This is a genomic window from Lactobacillus laiwuensis (assembly GCF_019972835.1).
GTDB lineage: Bacteria > Bacillota > Bacilli > Lactobacillales > Lactobacillaceae > Lactobacillus > Lactobacillus laiwuensis.
The window spans coordinates 220,171-232,202 of record NZ_BPPB01000004.1; the positions used below are offsets into that span (position 1 = coordinate 220,171).

The following is a 12,032-nucleotide window of genomic DNA, read 5'->3' on the forward strand; positions in this document are numbered from 1 at the left end:
CTTAACTACTAGCAAAAATTATGCCATCTTTGATAGAAAGCCTTTTTTAGCATAAAAAAAGGCTAGTGCTGAAATTATATTCAGCACTAGCCTTTATATAAATGGTGACAATAATTGATAAATCAGGCTAATCTCATAATCTTCTATAATGATGTTGTACTTAATTTCTACACTCTTAAAAATATTTTTAGAAATTGAGAAAAATTCTTTTTCTTTATCAGTTTCAGAATTAATACTAACAAGATCTTTAGACTCTCTCTTTGTCAAAACCATTCTTTCAATCATTAATGAGATGTGAGTATATAAATTTAGTCTGGTTTTTTCATCAAGTTCAATATTATAATATTTTTCATAGCGTTTAGTAATAGACTGGACTTCTTCAATTACGACGTCTGGATTAAGAATTTGCAATCTTTCACGTATTCCCGCAATTGAAAAAAATCGTATGAATTGCTCAATCATAACTTTAATCTGAGTTAATTTTTCCCCACTATTTTCTAAAACCGTTGTCAAGTGCAAGGCACCACTTTTATCTAAAACATCATATATATCAATAATCTCAATGGGAATTTTATTTCTAATTTCTGTAGTTGTTAAGACGAATTCCGTATTGCTAAAGAAGAGCCTATCTTCTTGTTCAAGTAGATGACGTAACTTTTTATAATCAACAGTAATTATTTTTAACTTACCGGACAATGTATTGTCCATAATTTTTTTGATTTCGCGAGAAACGCCATCTCCAGACATACATGCTACAATAACATTTTTCTGATCTGAAAAGCCTTGATAATATTGTGAACCTGTCGTTTCTCCATATTTTGTACTAGCCTTTGCAATCTCCTTAAACTTTTGTTTTTGCTGAATTCTCAAACCCACATCAAGAGCCATAGCAGTCGTAATATTATTTATAACCAAAAGTTCTTTGTTTGAAATTGATTTGATCTCTTTGAACATTTGATTCAAAGACCCCATATCAAATAAAACAATTGTTCCCACAGTGTTTTTTCCTTGTTGGTCTAAATATTCTTGAACTTTGCTATTAATTTGCTTAATTGAGCTGTCGATAGGCATATCAAAAGCCTCAAAAATATAATTACCACAAAGAGAATTCACAACTGCTTGGATACTTGTTGCGGTCTTTTTTCCATGTGCAAGCAAAATTGCATTATAATTAATTTCCTCTATTTTAGGATAAATTGAACCAAATAAAGGAAAAAATAATATATAAGTAAAATCTTTTACTTTTTTATTTGGCAAAACAGATTGCATAAACTGGTTAAATAAGTAAATACTGCGGGGAAATTTTATACGTAGTAAATTAAACAAACTAGCATCTTGATCATCTAACTGATCGTAAACTAATGTGAACAATTCGATTATTTGCGAAACTTTTTGCCAATTAATATTTGCAAAATCAACATTTACACCATATTTTGAACCTATTTTTTGGATAAAGCTTCGTTTCATGTTGTCCGCATTATTTACTGACTTTAATTTAAACCATTCATTTAGAATATCAAAAATCATAATATTTATTTCTGCAGCAGTTTTTTCTTGTTGCAAAAATAGTTTAATCTCCGAAGTTACCTTCTTAATTTTTGGTACAAAATTGACTATCTCTCGTCCAAAGCTTATCACGTCTGAATTAGAAGAAATTAAACGAAAAGTTTTGTTTGGTTGACCTATTATTATGGGGTCTTCAACAGGATTATCAGCAAAAGCCGAAGCACAAAGATGCTTAATTTCATTTTGAATTGAACCAATATTACCCGGAAGATCTTTTTGCAAAAGATTATTTAATATATTTTGTTCAACTTTTAGTTGCCGATGTAGTGTCTTAGCTTCATTCACAAAAGCTTGCAATACAATCTGTAAACGTTCGTTGAGTGGTCTGTCAATGTATTTAGGCAGGCATATTTGTAGTGGAATTCTCCGTAGAAAAGTTTTTAAAAGAATATTATCTACATTTTCTGTAGTTGCAAATAAAAAACGAACTTTTACTCGATGAGGCTTTTTGTTCTCTCCTAAGGGATAAAACTGACCAGAATCCATTAAAGAAAATAATTTTTCTTGGCTTTCGAAATTTAGGCGATGCACTTCGTCCAAGAATAGATAGCCTTGATCAGCCTGGTCAACTAACCCAAGACTGTCGTGATCTGCACCTGTAAACGCACCTTTTTTATACCCGAAAAGAGCTGAAGATAAGATCTCCGCATTATTAGCATAATCAGCGGCATTTAAAACAACAAATTTTGCTTTTGCTGAAATAACTTTTTGCCTTTTAGCTTCCTCAAAAATTAGTCGTGCTAGGAAAGATTTTCCTACTCCACTAGGACCGGTAATTAATAGTGGCATTCCATTAGGAGGATATAATATTGTTTCCTGACATTTGGCAATTAATTTCCTTAAACTGCCATCAGCTCCTATCATTTTTTCGAATTTGCCGCTATCACTTTTTGCTTGCCAATAAAATGGTCTGGTGCCAGTTTTATTAATTTTCCCTCTTTGAAATAATTTTGTCAGGTAAGTACTAACATCTCCTCTTGTTAGTCCTAACTCCTGAGCAACTTGCGTTGTTGTATATTTTTTAGAAGTATTATCCGCTAATACCTGATAAACTTTGTCAATTGTTCTCACAGTAACCACTCCTCAAATGTTTAACTACCATATACAGGTAATAATATTTATATTTTTGGAATGTTCATTGATATTGAACTCACTATTACACAGATACCAGAAAAAGGCAAATCAATATGGAAATAGATAGATACTGATTTGCCCTTTATGATAATCTAACTTTTGCTATTTGATTTAACATTTTTGACCAAATGAATTTCTCTGTCGAATAACTGTTTCATTTGCTTATTAAAGCTGTGAGCGATAAAAATCACAGTAGCGGGAGTGGAGGTAACTTCATGCAAAATTTGCATGGTCGCTTGTTGATCGATTGCACTAGTTCCTTCATCAATCAAAATTATTTCACTTTGATGAACTAAAGCACGTACTAAAACAATCTTTTGTCTTTGACCGCCAGAAATGTTCAATTTGTTCAAATCGATTTTTTGATTTAATCCTTCATCAAATTTGGCAATGTCACCCGCTAATTGTACTTTTTCAACCAATGACGGTAAAGCGCTTTTTAATTTGTCTACAAACATCGTCATGTTGTCAGCAACGCTCACCGGAAAAAGCACAGGATCTTGGGGAATATAGCCAATTTTACTCATATCTGGGTTAACCACAGCACCATCCTTGTCTTTAAAAACAATCTGCCCTGAAGTTGGTTTGATTTGTCCGAGAATGAGTTTAAACAAAGTTGATTTTCCAGCTCCAGAATCACCAGTCAGAAGCACTTTTTCACCTGACTTAATATTAATGTCTGGAAAAATTAGGCTTTCACCATTAGAAAATTGCAAACTAAGATCATGGGTACTAAGTGATGCTGGAGTTGCTACTTCTTCAGCTTGCTCTTTTTTAACTGGCGCAGCCGTTTGGGCAATCTCCTGATTTAAAGTTTTGGAGCCCTTTATTTGTCCATAACGACTAACTATGATTTGAATACTTTGCCTTAAGTAGAAATTACAATTGCCTACTCCAGTGATTGCACCAAATGCTACTATTTTAGCTTGGAACAAATAACCCGTTAGTAAGAATAAAATTAATGAAAAAGAAACTGATACCAATCCATTAATTATACTTAGTAATTGCGTAACCCCATTTTGCTTGACATAAGCATCTTCTAGCTCTTTAGCTGCATCATTAGTTACTTTAAATAGTTTTCCTCCGGCAAAATAACGTTGTAATTCTTCAAGGCCATTAAGCCACTTTTCTAAGCAATCGAGATATTGATTATTACTCTTTGATATCTTGGTCATTGAATTTTGTAGTGGCTTTTCTAATAATTTTGGTAACACTAACGAAATAGCCACCATCAAAATAATTGTGAGAAGTAAACTCCAGTGTAATGAAATAAGCAGAACAACTACAGATACTAAATTAATAACACCACCAATTAGACTAAAAAATGGTGCAAAATAATTTTCTTGGCTCTGATTCAGGTCATTTGTTAATCGATTTTGAATCTGGGCAACAGAATGCTCTTTTTGATCCGCATAAAAGTGAGATACAGATCTTTTTCTGATATTAAAATTAAATTCCTCTTGTTGTTTTGATAGAAAGAAAGCATGCAGTCCTTGTATTAAATATTGAAATAGGAAAGGCATAAATGAAATGACATTTATAATTAAAAACTGTTGGAATTTCTGTTGCTGAATTGCTGTGGTTAAAAGCATAAGTATTTGTGTGGTTACAATTGGTAAAGTCCACTCTAAAACGGTAATCAAAATTAGTATCATGAAGCGTAAAGGGTTTTGCTTATAAAAGTCCTTAATTGTCATAATATCTTACCTCCTTTTTATTGCTTTATGTTTTCGTTAAGTGAATTTCTCTGTCAAACATTTCTTTCATCTGATCATTAAAGCTGTGTGCAATAAAGATTACTGTAGCAGAACTCGATGTGATTTCCCGCAAAATTTGCATTGTCGCTTGCTGGTCAATAGCACTGGTTCCTTCATCAATCAAAAAAATTTCACTTTGATGGACTAAAGCTCGTACTAGAACAATCTTTTGTCTTTGACCACCAGAAATATTCAATTTGTTTAAATCGATTTTTTGTTCTAAACCATCATCAAACTTGGCAATATCGCCAGCAAGTTGAACTTTTTCAACTAATTGTGGCAGTGCACTTTTTAATTTATCGGAAAACATAGTCATGTTATCAGCAATAGTTACCGGAAAAAGCACAGGGTCTTGCGGTATATAGCCAATTTTACTCATATCTGGATTAATCCTTGAACCATCTTTATCTTTAAATATGATTTGTCCAGAACTTGGCTTGATTTGTCCTAAAATAAGTTTAAACAATGTTGATTTGCCAGCTCCTGAATCTCCAGTCAACAGTATTTTTTCACCTTGTTCAATATTAATATCAGGAAACTGCAACCTTTCTCCATTGGGAAATTTTAAATTAAGATTGTGAGTGCTAATAGCGACTGGTCTTACCTTTTTTGCAGTTTGCACCTTTTTTACTGGTGTCGCTGTTTTAGCAATTTCTTTATTTAGAGTTTCGGCCCCCTTCATTTTCCCATAAGAGGTTACTATAATCTGAATTCCCTGTCTCAAATATGATTGGCAGTTGCCCACTCCGGTAATGGCACCAAACACAACTAGTTTTTGTTGAAACAAATAACCAACTAATGAAAATAAAAACAAAGAGAAAATAGCCGATACTAGGCCATTTATTACGGTTAGTAGTTGCATAGCACCATTCTGTTTAACATTAGCATCTTCTAAATTTTTAGCAGCTTTACTCGTTACCTTAAATAATTTTGCACCACTAAAATAGCGTTGTATTTCTGCAAGTCCATTAAGCCATTTCTCCAGGCAATCTAGATATTTTTGGTTGGTCTTAGAAACTTGAATCATTGAATTTTGCAAGGGCTTCTCCAACAGCTTTGGCAAAATTAAGGAGATTAGTACCATTATTGATATGGTAACAAGCAAACTCCAATGTAATGAAACCAATAATATAATGGTAGAAACTATAATGACTACTCCCCCAATTAAGCTAAAAAAAGGAGTAATATAATTTTGCTGACTTTGAACTATATCATTCGTTAACCGGTTTTGAACTTGTGCTACTGCATGGTCTTTTTGATCTGCATAAAAATGTTTAGCGGTTTTATCCCTGATTGCAACATTATATTGCTCTTCCTGCTGAGACAAAATATATTGTGACAGCCCTTGCAGTAGATAATCTGCCATTAAACATACAAAAGCACATACATTAATAATTAAAAATATTTTAAAATTGCCTTGTTGAATTGCCGTAGTTTCTATAATACTGAGTACAGTACCAAGAATTGGCAGTGCATATAAACCAATATTGATTAAAAGTAAAACAATAAAGCGTAAAGGATTTATCCTAAAAAATTCTTTAATTGTCATTTTGATTACCTAATTTTTTATTTGATTTTAAATTTATTTGATAATCAAACTTGTTTTTCAGTTCAGGACTGAAGTTATGTGCAATCATTAAAAGTGTTTTATCGGTATCGAGCAAATTGCCAATAATTTCACTGGTAGATTTACTATCAACTGCACTAGTTGCTTCATCAAGTAACAAAAATGGTTCATCATGAATTTCGGCTCTGGCCAAAACTACTTTTTGTCTTTGTCCACCTGATAAATTGCCTTGATCTAAATCGACCATTGTATTAATTTGATTTGGAAACTTGGCTAAATCTGGCACTAATTGAACTTTTTTGACAGCTTCTTTTAGTTTGCTAACCAGTTTACTGTTAAACATCGTAATATTATTTGCAATAGTATCAGGAAAGAGCGTTGCATCTTGTGCTATGTAACCTAGTCGAGCTTGCTGAGGCGGAATTTTAGTCCCGTCTTGAGCAGTAAAGTAGACCTCACCAGTTTTGGGCTTAAGTTGTCCCAGCAGGACTTTGAATAGAGTTGACTTACCTGTGCCTGAATCTCCTGAAAGTAAGACCTTATCGCCTTTATTAATAGTAAAATCAGGATAAGATATACTTTCTCCATTTTGATATTGCACTTTCAAATTGTGACATTCAACACCATAAACAACCGTTCCAGGCTTTTTTTCAGGTATTGGTTTTGTTAAATCAGCAATTTCCTGACGTAACTTTTTGGTTGATCTCATTTGCGTCATTGCGTTGATAACTTCCCAGAGACCATTAAAAATGGTCGAAGCAAAGCTACCTGTTATAAACCAATCACCCAAAGTGATTATATGCTTAAAAAATAGTAATCCACTAAATAAACTTGACCCAATTTGACCAATAGCATTACCTAAGCCGTTAATACTAATCGAGATCCCTTGTACTTTTTTTCTATAAACATTGGCTTCTGCCAGTTTCCGACTATCTTGACCAAGCGCTCTATCTAGTCGGCCACTTGCACTGTATCTGCGCAATTCACTTAAACCAGAAAACCAATTTTCAATTGTATTTAAAAGCTGCGCGTTTTTCTTGGCTGCTGCGGCTGTGGAATTAGATAACTTTTTTGTCATAATTTTAGGTAGAGTCAACACAATAATTGCCGCTACAGCAACAAATAAAATTAATGACCAGTGAAGAGTTATCAATGTACCAATTGCGAAAATAAGACTTAACAAGTTGGTCCAAATTTGAATCCAAGGCGTAGCATAATCGTCTGTTAAAATCTTGAGATTATTGCCTAACTCATTTTGTATTTCTGATACCTTATAACCGCCAGAATTGTAATACCGCCGCATTATTTGGGAACGAATATTATGTAAGCATTCTTGAACTTGCTTATTAAACAAAAATGTTCCCAATGGTAAGGTCAAAACAGTAAGGATTGAGACAATAAAGTCAATGACTAACCAAAATACAAATCTGTCCCAGTTGCCTCTTGTTAAATCATTGATTGCATATTTAAAAAGGTATGTTGCCAATGTTCCACAAGCGGCATAGCATAAGAAAATAACTAAAATAAAAACACCACGAAAAATATTGGTTTTAAAAAGTTCTTTAAGTGACATTGCTCTTTTATCCTTTCATCTTTGGTATGTTTTTATTAAACTTTAATTTTATTTTAAATGCAATAGGATTTCACTAAGGGGTCAATAAAGCAGACTAAGTGGTAATTCTGCCAAACTAAAAGATCTGCTTAAGTTAAGCAGATCTTAGTAAATTTTATAATTTATTAATGTTTATCTTTTTCGTATCTAGTGTTAAATAAAGGACTGAGTGGTTCATGTTTTTGAATGCATTTGATTGCATCCCCAATAAGCGGACCTACTGAAACCATAAGAGTTTTTTCCAGCTTCTTTTCTACTGGCTGATTAATGGAATCAGTTAGCACCAAATTTTTAATCGGAGAATCATTCAATCTTTGGATAGCTGGACCTGATAAAACTGCGTGAGTAGCACTGGCATAAACTTCAGTAGCCCCAGCATCTATTAAAGCTTGAGCAGCTAGTGTAATAGTGCCTGCTGTATCAATCATGTCATCAATAATGATTGCACGTTTACCCTTGACATTGCCAATGATATTCATTACTTCAGAAACATTTGCGCGAGGACGACGCTTATCTACAATTGCAATAGGTGTCTTCAAAAACTCAGCCAGTTTGCGAGCACGGGTTACGCCACCATGATCAGGCGAAACGACAACAGCATCTTCTTGCAATTTGTTTCTCAAAAAGTAATCAGCAAGTAATGGTGCACCCATTAAATTATCAACAGGAATATCGAAAAATCCTTGAATTTGTGGTGCATGCAAATCCAGTGACAAGACTCTGGTTGCTCCAGCTTCTTGCAGCATGTCAGCTACTAACTTAGCAGTGATTGGTTCACGCGGTCTAGTCTTACGATCTTGCCGAGCATAACCATAGTAAGGAATCACGATATTAATTGTTTGTGCACTTGCCCGGCGCACAGCATCAATCATGATCAACAATTCCATTAGGTTATCATTAACCGGTACACTGGTTGACTGAATCAAATATACATCTTTGCCCCGCACAGATTCGTCAATGTTAATTTGAATTTCACCATCGCTAAAGCGTTGCACACTGGACTTACTCAGTGGCACTCCCACCCGCTGTGCAATTTTTTCCGCCAGCGGAACATTGGAATTGAGGGCAAACAACATCATATTGTCTTTATAAGACATAATTTCCTCCGTATTAAAATTGTTAACAACTTATTATTTTACCAAAAGTTGTCTGAAAAAGTTACTTCCTATATTATTATTCAACTTTAACGAACGACATTCAAGCCCTGAATCTTAGTTTATGTAGTAATTTACTGAAGTTTTAAGTAAACTTCAGCAAAACTAAAATGAAGGTGATTGCTATTCTAAAAAAATTATCCACATCGAGTTCAGCGTTTAAGCAATTTTTGCTCTTGCAAATAAAAAATTTTTGTCAAGTGTCTTAGCTATATGAATATTGTTTTATTGCGTATTTAGCCATTTTTGGATACTTTTGCTTGATCAAAAAGTCATTGAAGAAATACTTTTACTTTGCTAAAATTCAAAACATAAACAAATATCTATATAATGTCGAGATATGGTCGGCAGTTTCTACACGTTAACCGTAAATTACGTACTATAGATAAAGGGTAAAGAGAACTTTACGTTCTTCTGGTCTTTTTCTATGCACTAGAAAAAGACTTTTTTGTATTTTACATATGAAAGGGAGGCAAATATGAATAGTAATTTCCTTTGGGGCGGCGCTACAGCATCCTATCAGTGTGAGGGTGCCTGGAATGTTGATGATAAAGCTGAATCCATGTGGGATCATTATTTACATGAAAATAATTTAGAAAACGGTAATGTTGCTAGCGATCATTATCATCATTTTGAAGAGGATATCAAAATGATGAAGGATGGTGGTCAAAATGCATACCGTTTTTCTTTGTCTTGGCCCCGCATTATCAAAAATCGTGCTGGGGATATTAATCCGAAAGGAATTGAGTTTTACAATAAACTAATTAATTGTTGCCTTAAAAACGGCATAACGCCTTTTGTGACACTTTATCACTGGGATCTGCCACAGTACTGGCAAGAGGCTGGTGGCTGGCTCAATCTCGACACCAGCCGTGCTTTTGCCCACTACGCTGAAGTTTGTTTTAAAGCTTTTGGCGATAAAGTTAAACTCTGGACAACTTTTAACGAACCCAAATGGTTTACTGTCAATGGCTATTTGATTGGCAACTATCCGCCGGGTGAACATGATCTACAACACACGATCACTTGCGGTTTTAACGTGATGTATGCCAGTGCATTAGCTATTCAAAAATTTCGTCAGGGAAATTTTCAGGGACAAATAGGTATTGTTCATAGTTATTCACCAATTGATGGCATAGACGATACGATTGAAACCAAAATCGCTATGCGTAATGCTGATAATTATGCTAACAACTGGGTTTTAGATACCGCTGCACTAGGTAGTTTTCCCATTGATCTAATAGCTAAACTTAGTGAAACTAATGATATTTCTTTCATGAAACCTGACCTCCTAAAAACAATAGCAGAAAATACAGTTGATTTTTTAGGCTTAAATTATTACGCCCGTACATTAGTAAAACCATATACGACCGGCGAAACGAAAATGGTATTTAATAATTCCGGTAAAAAAGGTTCAACTCAAATGAGAATCAAAAATTGGTTTGAACAGGTAATGGATCCAAATAGTGAATACACTGAATGGGACACTGAAATATATCCGAAAGGATTAGAGGATGGCTTAATTCGTGCATACCAAAAATATCATTTGCCTATCTTTGTGACAGAAAATGGTGTTGGTTTTCACGAAAACATTGATGTAAATGAAGTCAAGGATGACTACCGCATTTCTTTTATGAATGATCATATAAATGCTTTGATGAATGCACAAGACAAAGGAGCTGATGTCAGAGGTTACTTTACCTGGTCCCCATTTGATCTGTATTCATGGATGAACGGGGTCGAAAAACGTTATGGCTTAGTGGCTGTCGATTTTTCTACATTAAAGCGTAAGCCAAAAGCTTCCTACTTTTGGTACAAAAAAATTATTAATTCAAATGGTAGATTAATTGCACGTAAGGAATACTAAAGTAGGAGATTAAACATGGAAACTACAAAAATTACTTCTTGGATGGATAAACACATTACACCATTTGCTAATAAAATGGCCAATCAACGTCATCTTGCAGCAATTAGAGATACTTTTATGACACTTCTGCCAATCACATTGTTTGGCTCAATTTTTGTCATAATCGGTGCTGCGCCACCTGTTACCAAACATAGTAATGGCTTATTAATAGCTTGGGCTCACTTTGCTCAAAAGAATGCTTTAATACTTACTTGGCTAAGTTCCGTTTCAATGAGCGCAATGTCTGTTTTTATTTGCGTTGGTATTACCTACTTTTTATGTCAGCATTACAAAGAAAATCCTTTATCGCCTATTATGTTTTCTTTAGCAGGATTTTTCATGTTAGTTTTTGATCCTAAAAAACTCGGCTTTACTGGAAATTTTGCAGACATTAGCTATTGGGATGGCCGTGGAATTATCATTGCGATTTTAATTGCTATTCTAACAACAGAAGCGTACCACGCAATGCGTAAGCACGATTTTGGTCGTATTAAGATGCCTAAAGGAGTACCATCAGCTTTATCAGAAAGCTTTGCTTCATTTGTTCCAGCACTAGTGATTTTGGCAGTAGACGCAATTATTTTTATAATTTGTCAAGCGAACCATACTACAGCAGTTAAAGCCATTTACAGCTTCTTATCACCAAGTTTTAAGGTTGCAGATAGCTTGCCAGCAACAATCTTTTTAACTATTTTAGTGCAGCTCTTTTGGTTTTTTGGTATTCACGATGCTGCTCTCGCTGGTATTCTGGGGCCAATTCGTGATGGTAATCTCTCTATCAATGCTAGCGCTAAGTTAGCAGGCAAAGCACTACCAAGAATTTTCACTACTCCTTTTTGGGTTTACTTTGTTATTATCGGTGGCTGCGGTTCTGTCTTAGCTTTAGCGATTATAATGTCATTTTCGAAATCTAAGCAACTAAAAACAGTGGGCAGAGTGGGTTTAATTCCAGCACTATTTGGAATTTCTGAGCCTATGATATTTGGTACCCCGTTAATGCTAAACCCAATCTTTTTCATTCCCTTTATTTTTACTTCCACGGTTAACGCTATCTTAAGTTACCTTTCAATGTCATTTGGACTGGTGAAAAAGACATTTGCACTATTTTCATGGCAAATGCCGGCGCCAATTGGAGCATTTTTATCAACTATGGATTGGCGGGCTCCGATATTAGTAATATTATTAATTGTAATTGATGGCTTAATGTATTACCCATTCATGAAAATTTACGAAAGAAGCTTATTAAAAGAAGAAAACAGTTAGTAACAGAGCTTTAATTAAATTTCTTATTCGATTAAAAAAATTAAATTTTATTGAGGACTAATTTCCAATATGC

7 protein-coding genes and 1 riboswitch are annotated in these 12,032 nt (G+C 34.2%); of the genes, 2 read left to right on the forward strand and 5 right to left on the reverse strand.

What is annotated here, in order from left to right; all coding sequences use genetic code 11:
* Nucleotides 1-93: 93 nt before the first annotated feature.
* From LDM92_RS03880 to LDM92_RS03900, 5 genes are all read right to left on the reverse strand, one after another.
* The gene (locus LDM92_RS03880) at nucleotides 94-2,637 is read right to left on the reverse strand and encodes a sigma 54-interacting transcriptional regulator (protein WP_223902101.1); all 2,544 of its coding nucleotides are present in this window, start codon (nucleotides 2,635-2,637) and stop codon (nucleotides 94-96) included.
* A gap of 155 nt (nucleotides 2,638-2,792) precedes the next feature.
* On the reverse strand, nucleotides 2,793-4,397 hold the full coding sequence (locus LDM92_RS03885) for an ATP-binding cassette domain-containing protein (RefSeq protein WP_223902102.1): 1,605 nt from the start codon (nucleotides 4,395-4,397) through the stop codon (nucleotides 2,793-2,795).
* 25 nt (nucleotides 4,398-4,422) lie between these two features.
* Nucleotides 4,423-6,006, reverse strand: a complete 1,584-nt coding sequence (locus tag LDM92_RS03890) for an ATP-binding cassette domain-containing protein (RefSeq protein WP_223902103.1) — start codon at nucleotides 6,004-6,006, stop codon at nucleotides 4,423-4,425.
* Entirely contained in the window at nucleotides 5,996-7,597 is a 1,602-nt protein-coding gene (locus tag LDM92_RS03895) for an ATP-binding cassette domain-containing protein (RefSeq protein ID WP_223902104.1), read from the reverse strand. Before LDM92_RS03895 ends, LDM92_RS03890 begins: the two co-directional genes overlap by 11 nt.
* Nucleotides 7,598-7,761: 164 nt before the next feature.
* Nucleotides 7,762-8,733 (reverse strand): ribose-phosphate diphosphokinase, encoded by a 972-nt coding sequence (locus LDM92_RS03900; protein WP_223902105.1) that lies wholly within the window; start codon nucleotides 8,731-8,733, stop codon nucleotides 7,762-7,764.
* Between the two features lie 360 nt (nucleotides 8,734-9,093).
* A riboswitch (purine riboswitch) is annotated at nucleotides 9,094-9,192 on the forward strand.
* A gap of 76 nt (nucleotides 9,193-9,268) precedes the next feature.
* Between LDM92_RS03900 and LDM92_RS03905 the strand changes: the two genes are divergently transcribed.
* The gene (locus LDM92_RS03905; protein ID WP_223902106.1) at nucleotides 9,269-10,657 is read left to right on the forward strand and encodes a glycoside hydrolase family 1 protein; all 1,389 of its coding nucleotides are present in this window, start codon (nucleotides 9,269-9,271) and stop codon (nucleotides 10,655-10,657) included.
* Between the two features lie 15 nt (nucleotides 10,658-10,672).
* Nucleotides 10,673-11,959 (forward strand): PTS sugar transporter subunit IIC, encoded by a 1,287-nt coding sequence (locus LDM92_RS03910; protein ID WP_046332549.1) that lies wholly within the window; start codon nucleotides 10,673-10,675, stop codon nucleotides 11,957-11,959.
* Nucleotides 11,960-12,032 lie beyond the last annotated feature (73 nt).

What these genes read in the sequence shown, in the direction of transcription:
- LDM92_RS03895 (WP_223902104.1), bottom strand. Translation starts at nt 7,597, where the DNA reads ATGTCACTTAAAGAACTTTTTAAAACCAATATTTTTCGTGGTGTTTTT.
- LDM92_RS03910 (WP_046332549.1), top strand. Translation starts at nt 10,673, where the DNA reads ATGGAAACTACAAAAATTACTTCTTGGATGGATAAACACATTACACCA.
- LDM92_RS03890 (WP_223902103.1), bottom strand. Translation starts at nt 6,006, where the DNA reads ATGACAATTAAAGAATTTTTTAGGATAAATCCTTTACGCTTTATTGTT.
- LDM92_RS03885 (WP_223902102.1), bottom strand. Translation starts at nt 4,397, where the DNA reads ATGACAATTAAGGACTTTTATAAGCAAAACCCTTTACGCTTCATGATA.
- LDM92_RS03905 (WP_223902106.1), top strand. Translation starts at nt 9,269, where the DNA reads ATGAATAGTAATTTCCTTTGGGGCGGCGCTACAGCATCCTATCAGTGT.
- LDM92_RS03900 (WP_223902105.1), bottom strand. Translation starts at nt 8,733, where the DNA reads ATGTCTTATAAAGACAATATGATGTTGTTTGCCCTCAATTCCAATGTT.